The 19,649-nt window shown below is 49.8% G+C and carries 16 protein-coding genes; all 16 read right to left on the bottom strand.

Annotation, left to right across the window (positions count from 1 at the left end):
- Positions 1-42: 42 nt before the first annotated feature.
- The gene (locus tag ACX1DY_RS10105; RefSeq protein ID WP_458964069.1) at positions 43-1,716 is read right to left on the bottom strand and encodes a family 10 glycosylhydrolase; all 1,674 of its coding nucleotides are present in this window, start codon (positions 1,714-1,716) and stop codon (positions 43-45) included.
- A 169-nt stretch (positions 1,717-1,885) separates the two neighbouring features.
- Complete coding sequence (mntR, locus tag ACX1DY_RS10100) at positions 1,886-2,311, bottom strand: transcriptional regulator MntR (RefSeq protein WP_458964068.1); 426 nt, start codon at positions 2,309-2,311, stop codon at positions 1,886-1,888.
- 134 nt (positions 2,312-2,445) lie between these two features.
- Entirely contained in the window at positions 2,446-3,159 is a 714-nt protein-coding gene (locus ACX1DY_RS10095) for a cytochrome c biogenesis CcdA family protein (RefSeq protein WP_458964067.1), read from the bottom strand.
- Positions 3,160-3,223: 64 nt separating this feature from the next.
- On the bottom strand, positions 3,224-4,027 hold the full coding sequence (locus tag ACX1DY_RS10090) for a metal ABC transporter permease (RefSeq protein ID WP_458964066.1): 804 nt from the start codon (positions 4,025-4,027) through the stop codon (positions 3,224-3,226).
- Positions 4,028-4,889: 862 nt separating this feature from the next.
- Complete coding sequence (locus ACX1DY_RS10085) at positions 4,890-5,639, bottom strand: metal ABC transporter ATP-binding protein (protein WP_458964065.1); 750 nt, start codon at positions 5,637-5,639, stop codon at positions 4,890-4,892.
- 33 nt (positions 5,640-5,672) lie between these two features.
- Positions 5,673-6,650: a metal ABC transporter solute-binding protein, Zn/Mn family gene (locus tag ACX1DY_RS10080; RefSeq protein WP_458964064.1), complete on the bottom strand. Its 978-nt coding sequence runs from the start codon at positions 6,648-6,650 to the stop codon at positions 5,673-5,675.
- Between the two features lie 194 nt (positions 6,651-6,844).
- Positions 6,845-8,869 (bottom strand): methionine--tRNA ligase, encoded by a 2,025-nt coding sequence (metG, locus tag ACX1DY_RS10075; protein ID WP_458964063.1) that lies wholly within the window; start codon positions 8,867-8,869, stop codon positions 6,845-6,847.
- A gap of 346 nt (positions 8,870-9,215) precedes the next feature.
- A complete protein-coding gene (gene yidD, locus ACX1DY_RS10070) occupies positions 9,216-9,479 on the bottom strand; it encodes a membrane protein insertion efficiency factor YidD (RefSeq protein ID WP_458964062.1) in 264 nt (87 codons plus the stop codon).
- Positions 9,480-9,481: 2 nt separating this feature from the next.
- Positions 9,482-9,943, bottom strand: coding sequence for a Fur family transcriptional regulator (locus ACX1DY_RS10065; protein ID WP_458964061.1), 462 nt, complete (start codon positions 9,941-9,943; stop codon positions 9,482-9,484).
- Positions 9,944-10,099: 156 nt separating this feature from the next.
- Positions 10,100-12,343 carry a stalk domain-containing protein gene (locus tag ACX1DY_RS10060; protein WP_458964060.1) on the bottom strand — a complete coding sequence of 748 codons (2,244 nt, stop codon included), beginning with the start codon at positions 12,341-12,343 and terminating at the stop codon, positions 10,100-10,102.
- A 276-nt stretch (positions 12,344-12,619) separates the two neighbouring features.
- On the bottom strand, positions 12,620-13,411 hold the full coding sequence (locus ACX1DY_RS10055; RefSeq protein ID WP_458964059.1) for a response regulator transcription factor: 792 nt from the start codon (positions 13,409-13,411) through the stop codon (positions 12,620-12,622).
- Positions 13,389-15,251: a cache domain-containing sensor histidine kinase gene (locus ACX1DY_RS10050; RefSeq protein ID WP_458964058.1), complete on the bottom strand. Its 1,863-nt coding sequence runs from the start codon at positions 15,249-15,251 to the stop codon at positions 13,389-13,391. The genes ACX1DY_RS10055 and ACX1DY_RS10050 overlap by 23 nt, the downstream gene beginning before the upstream one ends.
- 27 nt (positions 15,252-15,278) lie before the next feature.
- On the bottom strand, positions 15,279-16,109 hold the full coding sequence (locus tag ACX1DY_RS10045) for a carbohydrate ABC transporter permease (RefSeq protein ID WP_458964057.1): 831 nt from the start codon (positions 16,107-16,109) through the stop codon (positions 15,279-15,281).
- Positions 16,109-16,993: a carbohydrate ABC transporter permease gene (locus ACX1DY_RS10040; protein WP_458964056.1), complete on the bottom strand. Its 885-nt coding sequence runs from the start codon at positions 16,991-16,993 to the stop codon at positions 16,109-16,111. Before ACX1DY_RS10040 ends, ACX1DY_RS10045 begins: the two co-directional genes overlap by 1 nt.
- A 95-nt stretch (positions 16,994-17,088) precedes the next feature.
- Positions 17,089-18,489: an extracellular solute-binding protein gene (locus tag ACX1DY_RS10035; protein ID WP_458964055.1), complete on the bottom strand. Its 1,401-nt coding sequence runs from the start codon at positions 18,487-18,489 to the stop codon at positions 17,089-17,091.
- A gap of 317 nt (positions 18,490-18,806) precedes the next feature.
- Positions 18,807-19,544, bottom strand: a complete 738-nt coding sequence (gene pflA / locus ACX1DY_RS10030) for a pyruvate formate-lyase-activating protein (protein WP_458964054.1) — start codon at positions 19,542-19,544, stop codon at positions 18,807-18,809.
- Positions 19,545-19,649: the final 105 nt, after the last annotated feature.

Below are 19,649 nucleotides of genomic sequence, written 5' to 3'. Positions count from 1 at the left end.
TTCCATAGATCCTATAGCTTATCTATGAGCACGGGGGATTTTTCATGACTTGAAATAAAAGGTCAATAAGCTGTTGAGCCCGAACGGGTCACGGTTTACAATATCATTCGCTCTGAACATGATGCTGCCGGCCACTGCGTCGTATTTTTCATTATATTTTAGCTGGTTGATAATCTGATCGCCGCTCTGCCATTCTGCGCTTTTGTCAGTTCCAACCTTATACGTGGCTTGCCCGATGTATAGCTTCACGCCGGTATTTGCTACCTCGTTCACCCACCAGTCAACCAGCTTGTCGTAACGGGCTGTGTTAAAGGAGAGGCTCCAGTAAATCTGCGGTGCGATATAGTCGATCCAGCCGCTGCGTATCCAGGTCCGCGTATCGGCATACATATCATCGTAAGCAGAAACACCTGCTGTTGTATCCGAACCGGTGCTGTCGGCCTTCTTATTGCGCCACACGCCAAACGGGCTTACGCCAAAAGAAACATTAGACTTCACTCCATGAATGGTCTGACCCAGCTTGCTGATAAAATCATTGATGTTATCCCGCCGCCAATCCCCTATAGAACTGATTCCCTTGGGGTTGTAGTTTTTAAATGCTTCATCATCGGCAAAAGATACACCGGATGGATAAAAGTAGTCATCCAGATGCACACCGTCAATATTGTAGCCCTTCACCACTTCCATAACTACATCAATAATATGCTGGCGCGCCTCGGGAATGCCTGGATTGATGTATAGCTTATTGTCTGCTTTGACGATCCATTCCGGGTGGGCTTTCGCCACATGATTACTCGCAAGGTTCGTCGTGCTGGCATCCGTAGTCGCGCGGAACGGGTTGAACCAGGCGTGGAACTGCATGCCGCGCGCATGGGTCGCGCTGACCATATATTCCAGAGGATCATACCCCGGGTTTTTTCCCTGCGTTCCGGTCAACACCTTGGACCAGGGAACAAGAGTGGAAGGATACAGGCTGTCCCCTGAGGGTCTGACCTGCACGAATACAGCATTGAAGCCGGTGGCCTGCAGCTTGTCCAGAAGGTTGTCGAACTCTTTTTTCTGTTTATCCGCATTGCCGGATGTAGAAGTCGATGGCCAATCCAAATTGAACACAGTGGAGATCCAGGCACCCCTCATTTCCTTGGACGCCTTCACTCCCGGAACGGATGGCACAGTTGGTGCCGGTACGGTTGGTTTTGGCACACTAGGTGTGGGTACAGGTACTGTCGGCACGGTAGGCACTGCCGGGGTCGCCGGACTTGCGGGTCCAGTAATCTCCGTATTAGAATATAGTGCAATATGCCGGGTAGCCTGATTCCATACCACCTGCAGCCCAAGCTGCTCGCTCACAAAACGAATCGGAACCATCACCCGCCCCTGGGTGATCTGCACGGAGGTATCCAGCCCCACTGAATTCTCGTTGACAAGCGCTGTGTTCCGTCCGCTGGTCAGCTTAAGCACGTTGTCATCTTTGCTGATCGTCGCTGTCTTGCTGCTCTGACTCCATTCGACCTTGGCACCAAGCCCCTTGCTGACCACCCCTACCGGTACCATGGTTACACCTGAAGATGTTATGTACGGCGGCACATCGCTGCTCAGACTTTCGCCATCCAGCTCAATCGTAATTTGTGCGGCCGCCGCCCGCACGCTGGGTGACGCTACTGACAGGCATAACAGAAACACTAGCAATCCTAACATCCATTTTCGGTAATTCATAGTTCCTCCCCAGATATGATTTTTTACAAAAAAAACGGCCCTCTCGTCCTTATTAAAGGGAGACGGCCGTTTCTCTTCTCAAACGGAGTCCTGAACATAAAAGAACGCTATCCGTTTTGACGTAAAAAAACTGGAAAGGTTGCGGTAAAGCATACAAAAACAATTTCATTTATGAGTCGCTGAGCAGTTCAAGATGAATATCGTATAAGGTCTGAAGCCGGGCTTCGTCACGCCGAAAATACTCCACCAGCGTCTCAATACGCGTAATGGAGTCCCAGCTCAAATGATGTTCAATTCCTTCGACATCCTTATAAATATGCTCCTGCTGCACTCCGATCAGGCCGAGGAATTCCTCAAGCAACTGGTGGCGGTCAACGAGACGTTTTCCTACTTTTTTCCCTTTGCTTGTTAGGACAAGCCCACGATATTTCTCATAGATGAGATATTCGTCCTTATCCAGTTTTTGGATCATCTTGGTCACAGAGGAGGGGTGTACTTCCAGTCCCTCGGCAATATCCGAGACCCGCGCATAACCTTTCTCGTCAATGAGCTTGTATATGCGCTCCAAATAATCCTCCATGCTGGGTGTTGGCATTCAACTTTACCTCTTTTCTATAATGAGCGTGGCGCGGGGGCCGTGCCTTGCTCTAACAATGATACATGTTTCTGCCGCTCCTTGGCAAGTCTTTCGGTAACTGCATCCTTTTTCACCTAATTTCGGTTCCATCGTCAAAACTTCAGCCACTCCGGCGTGATCCCCTGCAGCCATATCGTAATGCGGAACATCTGATCCGTGAACAGCAGCAGGCCCATGAAAACCATAAGTCCGCCGCCCAGCTTCATCAGCAGATTGGAATATTTCAGAATACGTCTGGCTCCGCCAAGGAAAAAGGCCAAAGCGAAGAACGGGATAGCAAATCCGGCGCTGTAAGCCGTAATCATAGCAAACCAGGTGCCCGGATCACTTGCGGAAAGAGCAATAATGGCGGTCAGAATCGGCCCAATGCAAGGCGACCACCCTGCGGAAAAGCCAATTCCAAATACAAATGAGCCGACATAACCTGCGGGTCTCCATTTGAGGTCAAGCTTGCGCTCGCGCAGCAGAAACTGCGGCTGGAAAATCCCGAGCAGAAACAGTCCCATCGCAATGATCAGAATCGCCGATAGCTGGCGGATCAAGTCACGCTGCCCGTTGAAGAATTGCCCGAACAGACCGGCCCCAAAGCCGAGTGTATAGAAAACCGCAGAGAAACCCAGGATAAAAGCCAATGTATGCGTGAGCGTGCGGAACCGGACCTCTTTCCTGCCCCCGCCGCTCTTCAGCTCCTGGACGGACAAGCCGGTGATATACGATAAATAAGAAGGATACAGCGGCAGACAGCAAGGCGATATAAAGGACGCCACTCCGGCGGCAAAAGCAATTCCTGCATTCAGATTGGACAAAGTGGCTTCTCTCCTTCCCGGTTCGGGGTCACTTCGCAAAACGGGATACATCGGCCTGAGAAACTTAAGCTGGCAGCCCTTTTTTGCCGATCAGGGTCAGGGCCAGCAGAGCGATCAGCAGCAGAACAATCGTCGCACCGGGAGCCAGGTTCCACACCCCTGCAACCACCAGGCCGCCTACAACTGCGATTTCAGCAATGATTACGGATAACATCACCGACGATTTGAAGCTGCGCGACAGCAGCAGGCTGATGGCTACCGGAATGGTCAGCAGCGCTGACACCAGCAGTGAGCCGACGATTTTGATCGCCGTGCTAATCACAAGCGCCGTAAGCACAGTAATCAGCATATTGAGCATTTTCACCGGCAGACCGCTTACACTCGCAGCATCCTCCTCAAAGCTAAGCAGGAAGAACTCCTTGAAAAACAGCGTAACCACGATCACCACAGCAAGCGTCACTATGCCGACTACTACAAGATCGGTATTATCGAGCGTATAAATGCTCCCGAACAAATAGCTCATCACATCTGCATTATAGCCCTTGCCCAGGGTGAAAAAAAGTGAAGCCAGCGCGACCCCACCCGACATAATGATGGCGATGGACAGCTCGGCATAGCTTTTGTAGGCCTTGCGCAGCTTCTCAATCGCGAAGGAAGCAACCACCGCAAAGACCAGCCCCACCCCCAGCGGATAAAAGCCAGTTAAGAAACCGAGCGCCACACCGGCAATTGTGACATGCGCCAGCGTATCGCCGATCATGGACAGGCGGCGCAATACAAGAAAAACGCCGATCAGCGGCGCGGTAATACCAATCATCAGCCCGCCCGCAAGCGCCCGCTGAAAAAAATCACTGAATAGAATATCCAAGATTATAATCTCCCCTGAGTATCAAATACTTAGCGAAACTTTTTATAACAACTTTTCGATCCCTCCCAAACCCTCCCTTCCAAGGGAGGGCCCCAAGGGCTCTGCCCTCTGGACACCCGCTAAGAGCAACTAGCGTAGGAGTGAGGTTTGATGGTGTTTAGTCGCGCTATGAGTAGAGAACGCTTTTCGTCCCTATCGGGACACGCTTGACGATTACGGGATCTAGGTACGAATTAAAAATGATGGAACACGCAAAGAAGTAATATGAAATAGCGTAAATGCGTAATTTCATGAGCCGTAAAAGCGTAAAGCAAAGGCAGGGTCGCCTATGTTGTACTATGGACAACCAAAACCCTAAAGGCAAAGGCAGGGTCGTCCTATGTTGTACTATGGACGACCAAAAACCTTAAACCCTAAAGACAAGGGCAGGCCGTCCTATGTTGTACTATGGACGACCAAAACCCTTGAACCCTAAAGACAAGGGCAGGCCGTCCTATGTTGTACTATGGACGACCAAAACCCTTGAACCTTTATGACAAGGGAAGGTCGTTCTATGGACGACCTCGTAACACCGTTACGTAACTGTATTCCATACAGCTATTTGTCGCTGTTCTGACTGCATTTCGGTTTTAAATGTATTCCATACAATTAAAACAATTGAAAAACAGCAATTTAGCCTATTTCCGCGAAAATAAGTGTACAAAGTGCAATTATACCAGCTGCAGCGCACAAAAGTTAGTTTTTAATTGCACAAAATGCAACTAAGTTACCTTTTGCGGCCAAATTGGCTTACCTCCACACTCCAATGGGCAGCAGCCACACCCGGCCGCACTGCTCACCCGAACAATTCCGTTCAGCCCGCTTACGAGAGCGTATGCTGCAAATTATCTTCTACGCAATCCTGGGCGTCATGAGAATGGCGGCAGTAGAAGTTGATCTTGCCGTTCTTTTGCACCGGCTCCTCGCCCAGATAGTTCTTGATCATGTCGATATCATGCGAGACCATCAGAAATGTCATGTGATGGTGGGCATGCATATGCATAATCAGCTCGAAGAATCCGGCCTGCGTCTCGGCGTCAATGCCAACGGTAGGTTCGTCCAGAATCAGCAGATCGGGATGATTGATCAGAGCCCGGGCCAGGAACACACGCTGCTGCTGGCCGCCGGACAACTGGCCGACTCTTTTCTCTGCGATATCCTGAATCCGCATAACCTCCAGCGCATCCTCGCACTTTTGCTGCTGCGCTTTGGACACTCTGCGGATCAGATTCTTATTGTTATACAGACCCGACATAACGACCTCGCGCACGGTGGCGGGGAACAGGGGGTTGAACGCGTTTTTCTGCGGCACATAGCCAATCCGCTCCCAATCCTTGAACCTTTTGACGGACTGTCCGAATAGCTTAATCTCGCCGCTGGTCGCGGGGAGCAGGCCAACAATCATTTTGAGCAGCGTAGTTTTGCCTGCGCCGTTGGAGCCAATAATCCCCAGGAAATCCCGTTCCTTCACGGTATAGTTAAGGCCCGAAATCACCTTCTGATCACCGTATGAGAAGGAAAGGTCCTGTATTTCGATCATATGCTGATGGCAGTCCAGGGATACCGATTGCATGTAAAGTACCGCCTTTCACTTAATCTTTCCTTTTTATTGTAAAGCCAGAATCAGATTTTGCAAATTTTTCTCCATCAGTGTGAAGTAGTTGTCTCCGTTCTTCTCCTGCGCTTCTGTAAGCCCTTCTACCGGATTCAGCACCATCGTCGATACCCCGGCTTCACCTGCCAGCGTCTTCGCCAGCTTGTCGGACACCAGCTCCTCGAAAAAGATATACCGGATGCCCTCTTTCTTCACCAGATCGGCAAGCTCCAGCAGGTCCTGGCTGCGCGGCTCCGCATCGGCCGATAATCCCATAATCGCATGCTGCTTCAGCCCGTAGTCCCGGGCCAGATAAGCAAAAGCCTGATGAGAAACGACAATCTCATGGTTTGGCAGCTTGGAAAGCTCTGCCGCAAATTTGCTATCAAGCGCCTCTAAACGCTCGGCAAGCTTGTTGTAACGCTCCTCGTAACCGTCTTTATGGGCAGGGTCTACAGACTGTAGACTATCTTTTATATTTTTTGCCATGATAAGCGCCGACTTCGGGCTTACCCAAGTATGGGGGTCAGTATGCAGGCTGTCCGTGTGTTCATCTGCGTGTTCCGTATTTGCTTCCCCACCATGATCATGCCCATCTTCTTCATTCGTCATAATTAAATCTACACCCTTGCTGACCTCAACGGATTTGACCTTACTGTCACTGTCCAGGCTTTTCAGGAAATTCGGCACCCAGCCTTCAAGGCCCGCCCCGTTGTACAGGAACAACTGCGCTTTGGAGGTGCTGATAATATCCTGACTGCGCGGCGTCCAATCATGCGGCTCCACACCGACCGGCAGCAGATTGATAGCATTGACATCTTCCCCGCCGATCTCACTTGCAAATTCATATATTGGATAAAAAGTAGTAACTACGTTTACCTTACCCTCTACGATACTCCCGCTGCTCTTCGGTCCACATGCCACAAGCAGCAAAAATACCAGCAAAGTCAGCGTAAGCAGCACGCCCCTGTGCAGGCTCTTGGTTAACATCTTATGAATCGACTCCTTAAATCGTAAATTTTACTATTGGAATTATAATAGTAATCGTTACGATAAGTCAACACCACAATGCTATATTACTAAGAAAAGGGGGCAATCTATCAAAAAAAGGAATGCCTTGCCGCCTTAGCAGCAGAAGGCATTCCCGCTATATATCGCATTTGTTCAGGCTGGATCAGATCAGCCTACTTCACAATCGCTCCGTTCGGCATGCTGTCCGGTACGGTGGCAATCGTCAACTGCTCGCCCTTGGAGGCGGCCAGGATCATGCCTTGTGACAGCTCGCCGCGCAGCTTCACCGGCTTCAGGTTAACGATGCAGATCACCTTGCGTCCCACCAGCTCCTCAGGTGTGTAGAACTTCGCAATGCCGGAGACCACCTGGCGCTGCTCATAGCCGAGGTCAAGCTGCAGCTTCAGCAGCTTGTCGGCCTTCTTCACCGGCTCGGCGGCGATGACCTGGGCCACGCGCAGCTCGGCTTTGGCGAAATCGTCGATGCCGATTTCTTCCTTGTGCTCCTCCTCCGGCTCCGCAGCGGCGGCTGGAGCGGCCCCGGCTTCAGGAGCTGGCGCAGCTTCCGCTGCCGCCGGTTTGCCGGCGCCCATCGCTTCGGCGATGTAAGACACTTCCTGCGCCACATCCAGGCGCGGAAAAATCGGATCGCCCTTGGCCAGCTTCGTCCCGGCTGGAATCAGGCCGAAGGATTTGCCGCTGTCCCAAGCCGTCAGCTCGCCCGGCTCAATGCCAAGCTGCTGCCAGATCTTCGCCGGAGCTTCTGTCAGGAAAGGCTGCAGGAGAATTGAAGCCGTGCGCAGGCCTTCAACAAGATGTCTCATCACCGAAGCCAGCTCGCCGGTTCTGCTCTCATCCTTCGCGAGCACCCAAGGCTGGGTCTCGTCAATATATTTATTCGTCCGGCTGATGAACGCGCCAATGGCGGTGAGCGCCACAGAGAACTCCATTTTTTCCATAGCTTCTTCCACTTTAGCATAGGTGCTCTGAGCCGCAGCCGCAAGCTCACCGTCAAACGCTGTCACATTGCCCTCATAAGCCGGAAGATCGCCTGCAAAATACTTTTCCACCATTGCCCCGGTACGGTTCAGCAGGTTGCCAAGGTCATTAGCGAGGTCATAGTTGATCCGGTCCACGAAGCTCTCCGGTGTAAATGTGCCATCCGAGCCGAACGGCACTTCACGCAGCAGGTAATAACGCAGCGCATCCAGACCGTACCGGTCGATCAGCGTTACAGGGTCCACCACATTGCCCTTGGATTTGGACATTTTGCCGTCCTTCATCAGCAGCCAGCCATGCGCGAACACCTTCTTCGGCAGCGGCTCGCCAAGAGCCATCAGAATGATCGGCCAATAGATCGTATGGAACCGCACAATCTCCTTCCCGACAATGTGCACATCCGCAGGCCAGAATTGATCATACAAGCTGCGGTCCTCCGAGCCATAACCAAGAGCTGTAATATAGTTCGTCAGCGCATCAATCCACACATAGACTACATGCTTGTCATCGCCTTTAACCTTTACGCCCCAATCGAACGTTGTGCGGGAGACGGCCAGATCCTCCAGTCCAGGCTTGATGAAGTTGTTGATCATCTCGTTCTTGCGTGATTCCGGCAAAATAAACTCCGGATTCTCGTCATAGAACTTAAGCAGACGATCAGCATATTTACTCATACGGAAGAAATAGCTTTCCTCCTTGACCAGCTCCACGGGATGTCCGCTGTCCGGGCTTTTGCCTCCGGTGATATTGCCTTCCGCGTCACGTTCGATATCCACCAGCTGTGTCTCAGTGTAAAAGGTTTCGTCCGAGATGCAGTACCAGCCCTCGTATTCCCCTTTGTAAATATCGCCCTGCTTCAGCAGCCGGTCAAAAATATCCGCCACCACTTTTTTATGGCGCTCCTCGGTCGTGCGGATGAAATCGTCATTGGAGATATCCAGCTTGCGCCACAGGTCCTTGATGCCCGCGACAATCCCGTCCACGAACTCCTGAGGCGTCTTGCCGGCCTTGGCAGCCTTTTCCTCAATCTTCTGTCCATGCTCATCCGTACCGGTCAGATAACGGACCGCATAGCCGCGCAGCCGTTTATAACGGGCCATCGCATCACCCGCAACCGTAGAGTAGGCATGCCCGATATGCAGCTTGTCGCTCGGATAGTAAATTGGGGTTGTCAGATAAAATGTTTTCTTGTCGCTCATTCCTTGTCATCCTTTCGTCTTGGCAAACACAAAAAACTCCCGCCCCGATATGGGGCGAGAGTAAACTCACGCGATACCACCCAAAATTCCCCGGCTCCTCGCAGAGCACAGGCTTCGCCAGTTCCCGCAGGGGAACTGTCCATTAACGCTGGAACACGCTGTTATCTTACGCAAGCCATCTTTCACAGCTTCCGCTCGAACACAGTTCCTCCCGGACCATATTCAATCCTCGCACCATACCGGCTTTCAGCATTTCCCGGCTCTCTGTAATGGTTGTCCCGATCTACTCATCCGTTCCTCGGAATACAATCTATTATCCAAAATATACCCATGTGCAGCCGCCATGTCAAGTTGTGCGGGCTGACTTGCTCCTTGAAGTCTTCTCTTCGCGCGGCGGAACCGGATCAAGTCCTCCGGGATGAAAGGGATGGCATCTGGCAATCCGCTTCGCCGCAAGCCACGAACCCTTCAGCGGACCGTGAACCTCGACCGCCTCCAGCGCGTAAGCCGAGCAGGTCGGATAGAAGCGGCAGGTTGCCGGTTTAATCGGTGAAATAAACTTGCGGTACACACGGATTGGCGCCTGGATCGTTCTGCGTCCAATGCTCATGACTAATGACCTTCTTTGCCGTGAGCGGCAACAGTGGCATCTTCTTCCTTATTCTGCTCACAATCCTTGCAGTAGCCGAACACCTCAAATTTATGCTTAACCACCCGGAACTGGTCGGGAGCATCCGTTAGATTCATCGGACAGAAATTAATCGGGTAGGTCTTCATGCATTGAAGACAGATCATATGATGATGGTGATGATCCTGATTGCAGCTTCCTTTGAATTTGACACCATCCTCGAACACCACCTGCTCCAGCACACCAAGCTCCTCCATCACCCGCAGATTGCGGTACACTGTATCGAAGCTGAGCCCGCTGTATTTGCGGCCCATATGCTCATAAACATCCTTTGCGGATAAATACCCCGTATTCTCGCCGAATAGCTTGGCAAGCGTCTTGCGCTGATCGGTGATTCGCAGCCCCTGCCCCGACATGGCTTCCAGTATTTGATCTGTCGACAGCATTCGCTCATCTCCCATAACATGGTCATTTGAATTACACTCTCTTTATAATGCCCCAAAACAAAAGCCCCGTCAATGAAGCCGGACTCACCAGCAGCAAAAGGCCCGCCAGCCATCCCGTTTGGGAGAGCTGACAGGCCTTTGTTCAAATATAAGGCTTTACTTTTTGGCCGGAAGTGGTGTAAAGACAAAGTTCACCGGAAGATTGCTGCCGGATGCAACCGAGAACACGATATCTACCGGACCTTCATAATCCCCGGAACGATAGACAACAGCATTCATATCACTGCTGGATAAACTCCCTTTGTTTGGCAAATTGACAATCGTTCCGTTAACCATCACGGAGCCCAGATAGTTGCCTCCGCGCGGATTGAAGGTAATCAGCGTATTCTTCGCGACACGCTCCAGTCTGATCTTGTACAGAACACCGAAGTTGCCGGCGTTGGACGCCTGTGTTCCATTCATCGGATCAATACCGAGCAGATTAAGGTCCTTGTTGTTGTCTCCAAGCACCAGTCTGGATTGCGTAGCTCCAACCAGATCGAACACATTCATTACACGGGTAGAATCCGGATAAGTTCCCCGGTTATGCACTCCATCCCGGTCCAGAAGAGGCAGTGTCGGTAGAAGGGCTACCGGGTCCTTGGACTGTTCTACCATCACGACATTATATTGCACGGCCAAATCACTGAACAGGTCAGCGCTCAGCGAGAGCACCTCTCCCGGTTTCATGGCGATTTTGCTGATATCGGTCATGATAGGTACACTTTGCCCTGGCTGAAGAGTAACCGTTCCATAACCCGAGTTGTTTATTAAGGAATTATAATATTTCTGGATCGAAATTTTACCGGTATATTCCGGCGATGTGGCCGGACCTGCAATTCCCAGAAATTGAGTTGTAATGGTCGTTGGAAGCAAGTTGTTGTTCGTTGCAATAACATACAGCTTCTGTCTTGAAGACATATTATTCATATGATGGATCAGAAAACGTGTTGCTCCAACTGAAGTTTCGCGGTACAGCACACCCTCGGAATTGACTGTCTCGGGACTGTTGCTGCGAATCAGCAGATAAGGCTCGGAAGATAGATTGTATTGAAGATTAGGCAGACTAGGAATCATTCCCCCGTCCATAGAGATAATATCCCCCGGTTCAGTGAACAGCTTCGCAACCTCATCCTGGGTGTACAACTGCTCACTTGTGATGTTGATCGTCTTCTCAAAGGTGCTGCTCAGGCCATGCTTATCGGTTACCTTCAACTGAATCGAGACAGGTCCCGGGTTAAAAAATGCCAGCGCCCGATTTGTCCATTCAGCCGTCAGCGCTTCTCCTTCAGGGTCGTAGCTCTGATCGGTTAGAGTTACCGGTTCACCCATTTTGTACTCTTCTTTGTCTGTGGTGAAATTGGCCACAGGAGGCTGATTCGGCTGTATAACCCTGATGGTCACCGAATAAGGATCACTCCACTGCCCAGTTGCATCCATAACCGAATAGGTTACTGTGTAATCTCCGGGCTGATCGTAAATATCCATCTTGTTGCCTTCCCACCGCTCGTCAACAATAGCTGTGCCATTGGGCGAAGAGCTGGAAGTCACATAATTAACCGTAGTTTGACCGGCATAAATTTCTGTCGGCTGTACGGTAAAGGAGGCTGTCGGCTTTGTGTTCAGCGTTAGAATAACACGCTTCTGCACATTATCCACCGTATAAGGAATGCCAAGCGCTCCGGTAATAGAAGTCAAAGGAATCATGAACGTACCCTTGAACTGGTAAGCCGGTCCCTTCATAGTCACCTTGCTGCCATTGACGGTATAAATTTTGCTGTCCGTCTTGAAGCGCATGATGCTGGTGCCTTTGGTCACAATAACTTCCTTCGTCTTGGTGTCATAGGTATACTTGACGCCCACCATTTCCACCATTGCGCGGATTGAAACGTAGGAAACCCCGTACTTCACCGCCATAGGCTGATTAGCTGTATACTGAACACCATTCTTGTACATTTTGTTACTGTTCATCATGAGAATCAACTGATTGGCGCCTGCAGAAGGAATGCTCTGCCCAGCATTGTTGTTAGCCGGCGCAGTAATTCCTGGCGTCATGCTTGGAGCCGCTGATGCTGCTGGCTGAGGTGTAGCGTTAGGCAGTGCAGTCGCGGTTGGAACTGCTGTTGCTGCCGGTGCAGGTGTTGGCGTAGGTGTTGGTGTCACAGAGCCTGCCGGAATTTCACTAGGCAGCGGATCTGTAGCCGCAGGCTCTGACACCGTCGCAGGCGTAGAGGTAGCCTCGGCTGCTTGAACCGCAGCGGATGTTGATGTTGTACTAACAGGGGCGGCAAAAGCCGGCACTGCTGCTGCAACCTGCGATATAGCCAGGACTGCTGCTAACGATAATTTTTTAAAATTCATGGTATGACTCCTTCTGCTCCCATTTGTTGTATACAAGGAAAGTAAGTCTCTCTGCATTCCTTATATTACCCGCAAAAACGCAGCCGCCCATGTGGACGGCAGATGAGTTTTTGTCACGTACATTTTTACAAAACATAGTATTAGACGCATGACAGCATAAAAAGTTTCATTAACTGTAAAGAAAAGATTAAAAATAATTCATCAATGAAATCAATTTGTCCGCAAAAAAAAGAAACGATTAGCCTGTAGAGCAAGGTAATCGCCTCTTAAGTCGGTTTAACGCGTATCCGGTTTCTTATTCTGGTCCCGGTATTCTTTGGGAGTCATCCCCGTCTGCTTCTGGAATACCTTCGTAAAATACCGGCGCTCCTGATAGCCCACCCCCGAGCTGATCGCCGTGATGCTTTTGTCGCTGCTTGCCAGCATGAACTTCGCTGCCTCTATCCGCTGAAGCGTCACATATTCCACAAAGGTCATGGCAAAGCGGTTCTTGAACAGCAAGCAGAAGTAGCTGCTGCTGATGCCAATTTTATTCGCCACCTCTTCAATGCCAAGATCACAGCTCAGGCGCTGCGAAATATACCGGGCTGCATGGTTCATCAGCTGGTCCGGTGTTTTTTTCACGGAATCCTCTTCCGGCGGCAGCTCCTGAAACAATGGAATGCTGTTGTACAGCTTATCCTTATACTGTTTGTTCCGAATTCGTACGCCCATTTCCCGCACCTTGTTGCCAAGCTCCTCATAATGAATCGGCTTGCAGATATATTCCTTCACACCCAGCCGGATCGCTTCAAGTGCATAGTCGAATTCCTGATAGCCGCTGAGCAGCAGAACTTCGCTCTCGAGGCCCATTTCCCGCAGCTTGCCGATGAACGTCAGGCCGTCCATGACGGGCATACGGATGTCACAGAGCACAATATCCGGGGCCTGCTCCTCAGCAATACGAAGAGCCTCCATCCCGCTGCGGGCCATGCCTGCGATCTCCATCCCCATTTCCTGCCACGGCAGCACCCGCCTCAAGTTGCCCAGAATAGGGGCTTCATCGTCAACCAATAATACTTTTAGCATAATGATCTTCCCCCTGCCCGTATTTAGGTATGACGCATTGGATGATTGTGCCTTCCCAGGGACTTGCGCAGATGAAAATCCCATACCTGTCTCCATATTCAATACGGATGCGGTCCGCCACACTCCTCACACCAAGGCCCCGCCGCTCCAGATGAATGCCATGCTCCGGCTTTTCTGTAGTAATCTGTTCTGCTGAGTCGCCTGACTCGCCCAGCATATACTGGAACATGGACAACTGGTCTGAGTTCATCCCAATTCCATTGTCCTGTATGCGCAGGATCAGGTTGCCCCGCTCTTCCCAGACTTTTACACGGACCAGGCCTTTGTAGTCAATCCCCTCGAACCCGTGCTGTATGCTGTTCTCCACCAGCGGCTGGAGTGTAAGCTTGAGAATCCCGCAGCCAAGCAGCTCCTGAGGAACATCAATCTCATAATCGAATACATCCTCGAAGCGGAATTTCTGGATATCCAAATAATTACGCAGGTGTGTAATTTCCTCTTCCAGCGTAATTTCATCCCTGCCCTGAATGCTGATCCGCAGAATGCTGGCCAGCCTGTAGACCATCTCGCTCACCTTCCGCCCTTCATTCTGCACGGCAAGCACATTGATGGACTCCAGTGTATTGAACAGAAAATGCGGCTTGATCTGTGCCTGCAGAACACGCATTTCAGCCTGATTTTTCCGCCGCTGCTCCAACTGTACTCGATTGAACAGACCATTGATTTTGTCCATCAGATCATTGAAGCCCTTGGCGAGCAGAGTCATTTCGTCATCGCCCTTCTCTTCTACCCGTGTAGTGAGATCGCCATCCTCGACCCTCCGCATAAAGCGGACAATCACGGCTATGCCGCCCGTAATCCGGTTCATGAAGAACAGATTGAAGATCACTGCGCCGAGCAGGCACAGAAAGATGACAACCACGAACCAACGGGCAAAAACAGTGACTTCACGAGACAGCGAGTCCCAAGAGGTTATGGAGACGAGACTCCAGGGATAGTCCTTGAGATGGTAGACCGAGAGAATGCTGTTCTCCCCGTCGAATTCCGTTTTGAAGCTTTGGAAGCCTTTATGAAAAGTAACATTTTTCGTCGTAAAAGAATGGAAATCCTGGCCGTCCAGCTTGCGGTCCGGATCGAACAGAATCATACCGTCATCATTCACCAGCATAAAAGAAACCTTCTGGTCGCTGTCCCCGATTTTAAGATTGCGGAAGATCGACTCGAACTCCCAGTTCTTGATCTGCACCACCAGAATGCCGATATTCTGAAAAAAACTCAGCTCCTTCACCAGCCGAATTTGCGTAAACACCGCTTCCGTTCCAGTAAGCTCCGGGTATTCGTGCGGCGCGACCCATTTGGGCACACCATTCAGCTTCATGACTTCCTGGTACAGCTCACTTCCCTTGAATTTGTCATAGGGGAGGGTCTGAAAATTCTCCTTATTGAACACCGAAACGATCTCCGAACTGCCTTTGCCATTAAAATTGTAAAGAAAAGCATAGCTGATCGACGGATGGTTGTATAACAAGCTGCGGAAATTGCGCTGACTGGCATTCAAATTAAGCTGCTCGGCAGCGGTCAAATCCTGCTTGGACGGGTCCTCCGCACTAAGCGCCATATGAAACACCGAAGTAGCGATTCCATTGTCGGTCACATTATCCATGTCCTTAAAAACATTTGAGATACTGTAGCTGATTGCCTTGAGCGAATACTCAGATTGCTGGCTGTACTTCTTCTCAATTGAATTATAGGTTACGAAAAACATAATCATGCCAAGAATAAACAGAGGAATAATAATCAGGCCCAAAAATGCCGTAAACAACTTGTAGCGCAGATTCATCGGCTAGTGCCCCTGACTTGAATAGGATTATCCTTTTACGCTGCCCGCTGTAACCCCTTCAATAATCTTCTCCTGCAAAATGGCGTAAATAATCACGACCGGCAGCACACTGTAGACAATGCCTGCGGACATCTGCGCATAATTCATCTGATACTGATCACGGAATTGGACCATCCCCACCGGAAGCGTGCGCAGCTCGTCATTCGAAAGAAAATAATTGGCCAGCAAAAACTCATTCCAATTTCCCAGGAAATTAACAATGAATACTGTAACCATGGCGGGAACTGTCAAAGGTACAATAATTCTAGCAAAGATACCAGGGGCCTTCAAGCCATCCACAACCGCAGCTTCTTCAATTTCACCGGGCAGCGAACGCATAAATGCCGCCAAAATAATAATCGTGAACGGGATCGCATTGGCAATATAAGGAATGATCAGCGCCCAGTGCGTATTCAGAATGTGCAGCTTGCGCACAATCGTATAGATCGGCAGCATCAGCGCATTATTCGGGATCAGCATTCCGATAACCACAAGCGAGAACAGGATCTGGTTCCACTTGCCCTGCCGCATCCGCGTAACCGCAAAGGCAAACATCGAGGCCAGCAGAATCGACACAACTGAAGAAAGCACGGAAATATACAAGCTGTTCAAAAAGTACGTACTAATCTTGGCATTCACCCATGCCTCGACATAATTGTTAAATACAAATTCCTTCGGAATGCCGAACGGATTCAGCGCAATCGCATTATTATCCTTCTTCACCGAAGAGAACAGCACGAACAGGAACGGAAACAGCACGACTACGAGATAGCCGAGCAATGCAGCATGAGGTATGCTTTTTTTCAAAGTGCGCGCCATTAGTATTCAATCCTTTCATTACACCGGGCGAATAGCAGCTGATAAAGCGCCGTGACCACCAGGGTGAAAATAAAGATCAGAACAGCAATGGCGTTCCCGTACCCATATTTAAAGTTGGTAATTGCATATTTGATCATATAGGTAGCCATCACCTCGGTCGAACCTGCCGGTCCGCCCTTCGTCATGACGATGACAATATCCGCCGCCTTCATAGCTCCCGCGATGGACAGCATAATAACAACGGAAATGATCGGCACGATCAGCGGCAAAGTAATCCGTGTAGCTCTTTGGAAGCCAGTAGCGCCGTCAATGGCAGCGGCCTCATCCAGTTCACCAGGAATGGATAATATCGCCGCCAACACCATTACAATGTAGAATCCGGTCCACTGCCAGGCATTGGTGATTAGAATCGACAGCATGGCGAACCGTTCATCCGACAGCCAGTATACCGGGTCAATGCCGAAGACTCCCAGCACCTTATTAAAAAGACCAATATTCGGCTCATAAATAAAGCCCCACAGAATGCCGATAACCGCCGTAGACATGATGGATGGCATAAAAACCGCAGTCTTATAGAGTCCCTTCAGCTTTTTGACATTGGCAATTAACAAGGAAAAAAGAACAATGAGGGGGACCTGAATGAATACAGAGAATAATATAAACCAGCCGTTATTCCTAACGGAAACCCAAAAGCGGTCATCGAGAGTGGCCTTTTTAAAATTGCTCAGCCCCGTATATGCAACAGTGTCTGAAACACCGTTCCAACTGGTCAAGCTATAGTAGATCGAACTAAAAATCGGATAAATAAAAAACAGCAAAAACAGGATTAACGCAGGGACGACGAATAGAGTGAACACCAGGGGATTTCTGAGTGATTTATTCATGACTACCTCCGATTGCTTGAGAATCAGGAAACTGTAGAGAGATTGTAAAAATGCACCCTGGAGCAAGCACCAGGGCACATTCCGATTACCGTTCCTTATTCCACTGCTGCGTTCGCTTCTTCCTGAACCTTCTGCAGGGCCTCGCCCATCTTCTCAGGTGTCGTCTGTCCGCCGATCAGCTTTTGAATCTGGATATTACTGATTTCGGTAGTTACATCCGCCTGTACCAGTGAGTCGAAGGCCGGGAACGAAGATTCGGAGTTATTCAGCACAGCTACAATTTCACTCATCAGATCGTCAGTGATATTCTTATTTAACACAGCCTGATCAATCTTCATGGCCGGCAGCACGCCATCCTCAACCAGTCCGCGCAACTGCATTTCTTCATTGTACATATTTTTGATGAACGACTTCACTGCAGCCAGTTGGCGTTCATCCTTACTTGCAGAGGCAGAGAAGCCGTAGCCGTTGTTCACATCACGCATCAGCGCTGTCTGGTCGCCAACTCCGCCGTCTACAGGTGGAATGTTGAAGAAACCAACCTTGCCGATCAGACCTTCGCCGGATTGGCCTGTCTTGAAGACAGAGGACTTCCAAGTGCCATCATACATCAGGATCGCTTCACCGCTGGTGAACTGGGTCGTGTATTCAGCATACTCGAAGCCAAGCTCGCCTTTTTTGAAATAGCCTTTATCTTCCCATTCCTTGTATTTCGCAAAACCTTTTACCACATTCGGATCGCTCCATTTGGCTTCACCGGTAGCAAATTTAGCAGTTACATCCGGTCCGGCATAACGCGACCAGAGGTGGTTCGCCAGCATCAATGGCACCCATCCGGCCTTGGATGCGCCCGCCATTGGCACCTTGCCGTCGGCTTTGATATCCGCCAGTTGCTTCTCCAATTCGGCAAAAGTTGTCGGAGCCTTCCAGCCTTTGCTGGTATAGTATTCTTTATTATAGAAGAACCCTTCACCCGAGCCGCCAATCGGCAATCCGTAGATTTTACCTTCATACGTGAACGGGTCCAGATTCGAGAACTTGTCTTTGATGCCCAGCTCTTCAAGGATCGGTGTCAGATCAAGCAATTTGCCTTCCTTAGCATATATTTTGGAGTCTGGGCTACCGAACAGATCGAAAATTTCCGGCGGATTTCCCGCTGCCATTTCGCCGCGCAGCTTTTCCTTACGGTTTACATCAGAGTCCACACCATCAAGCTTAAAGGTCAATCCTGGCACTTCAGCCTGCACCTTTCCAACAACATCCTCCAGAATGGCCAGACGTTTCTGTTTGTCTGCACCCACTTGAGTATGGCGGATTGTCATTTCGAAGGGCTCGCTGCTTGCAGGCTCTTCTGTCGCCACCGCATTCGTAGCATCAGCCGTACTTGTCGCGGCAGCGCCGCCGTTGTTGTTAGCAGAATTATTATTGCCACAGCCAGCCATTACCGCAGAGCTTACGAACAGCAGAGATAATAGCAATGTTACGCTTTTTTTCATTATGGGTGACCCTCCCTATATATTGATTTCCCTTACAACTCTTATTATAAAAAACAGGTTCAACAACGGTAAGGTTAAGATTCATCTACAACAGGGATAAAAACCTCTAATGTAAGCGGATACACATTTATTTTATTACAGGTAGAGTGATATTATATAACATACACTCGAAATACCACGATTAAAAAAACAGTTTATAGGGTATGATATGTCACAAAACCTAAACACGATTTCATTTTCAGGTCATTAGTATGTTCAAAAGCCGTTCCCACAGCACTAAATCTACTGTTGAAACGGCTCTTTATTGTTCCTGGTCATTATACCAGCGCTGTCTGCTTGCGTCCTTCTTCGATCAACCGGTAGGCGCGCGCTACTTCTTCTTCAGTTGGCGAAGGCACTCCTTCAAGCTCATAAGGTCTGCCGAGCACTTCCCATTTATAGATACCCATCTGATGATACGGGAGGATTTCGAATTTCTCTACACCGTTCAAGGTTCCAATGAAACGTCCTAAATTGAGCAAGTCCTCTTCACGGTCATGGATTCCTGGTACATACACATGACGGACCCACATCTTACGGCCATGGTCAGACAGCCAGCGGGCCAGCTTCAGCGTACGTTCGTTAGATTTACCCGTCAGCTTGATATGCGCCTCATCATCAATATGCTTCAGATCAAGCAGCACCAAATCAGTCACATCAAGTAAATCGTTGATTTTATCGCCTTCATTATAGCCGTTCGTATCAAGAGTAGTATGCAAATTCCAGCGCTTCTTCACTTCAGTGAACAATTGCTTTACAAAATGCGCCTGTAGGGTAGGTTCGCCGCCCGAAACGGTCAGACCACCACCGGAACTGCGATAGTAATTTAGATAAGGCTCAATTTCAGCGAGTACCTCTTCGATACTCATTTCTCTACCCTCATTGAGCCCCCAGGTGTCCGGGTTATGGCAATACTGACATTTCAACAGGCAGCCCTGCATGAATAGAACAAAACGAATACCTGGTCCGTCAACAGTTCCAAAGGTTTCTAAAGAATGTATATGTCCATTAGCCATATGATGTCATCCTTCCGAAATTTAAAATTTTAAGTAATCTCAAACAAGAGAGTACCGCCCTTGAGACAAGGGCGGTATCACCTTGCAGCTATTTCACTGTATACC

It is taken from the genome of Paenibacillus sp. BAC0078 (assembly GCF_054483875.1).
The sequence above is the reverse complement of the archived record's forward strand: the minus strand, read 5'-3'. Positions and strand labels throughout refer to the sequence as shown.

Bases quoted from the DNA above. Each gene is read 5' to 3' on its own strand.
- ACX1DY_RS10105 (WP_458964069.1), bottom strand. From the start codon at position 1,716: ATGAATTACCGAAAATGGATGTTAGGATTGCTAGTGTTTCTGTTATGC.
- ACX1DY_RS10085 (WP_458964065.1), bottom strand. From the start codon at position 5,639: ATGCAATCGGTATCCCTGGACTGCCATCAGCATATGATCGAAATACAG.
- ACX1DY_RS10055 (WP_458964059.1), bottom strand. From the start codon at position 13,411: ATGCTAAAAGTATTATTGGTTGACGATGAAGCCCCTATTCTGGGCAAC.
- ACX1DY_RS10080 (WP_458964064.1), bottom strand. From the start codon at position 6,650: ATGTTAACCAAGAGCCTGCACAGGGGCGTGCTGCTTACGCTGACTTTG.
- ACX1DY_RS10045 (WP_458964057.1), bottom strand. From the start codon at position 16,109: ATGGCGCGCACTTTGAAAAAAAGCATACCTCATGCTGCATTGCTCGGC.
- yidD (WP_458964062.1), bottom strand. From the start codon at position 9,479: ATGAGCATTGGACGCAGAACGATCCAGGCGCCAATCCGTGTGTACCGC.
- mntR (WP_458964068.1), bottom strand. From the start codon at position 2,311: ATGCCAACACCCAGCATGGAGGATTATTTGGAGCGCATATACAAGCTC.
- metG (WP_458964063.1), bottom strand. From the start codon at position 8,869: ATGAGCGACAAGAAAACATTTTATCTGACAACCCCAATTTACTATCCG.
- ACX1DY_RS10060 (WP_458964060.1), bottom strand. From the start codon at position 12,343: ATGAATTTTAAAAAATTATCGTTAGCAGCAGTCCTGGCTATATCGCAG.
- ACX1DY_RS10065 (WP_458964061.1), bottom strand. From the start codon at position 9,943: ATGCTGTCGACAGATCAAATACTGGAAGCCATGTCGGGGCAGGGGCTG.
- ACX1DY_RS10040 (WP_458964056.1), bottom strand. From the start codon at position 16,993: ATGAATAAATCACTCAGAAATCCCCTGGTGTTCACTCTATTCGTCGTC.
- pflA (WP_458964054.1), bottom strand. From the start codon at position 19,544: ATGGCTAATGGACATATACATTCTTTAGAAACCTTTGGAACTGTTGAC.
- ACX1DY_RS10035 (WP_458964055.1), bottom strand. From the start codon at position 18,489: ATGAAAAAAAGCGTAACATTGCTATTATCTCTGCTGTTCGTAAGCTCT.
- ACX1DY_RS10050 (WP_458964058.1), bottom strand. From the start codon at position 15,251: ATGAATCTGCGCTACAAGTTGTTTACGGCATTTTTGGGCCTGATTATT.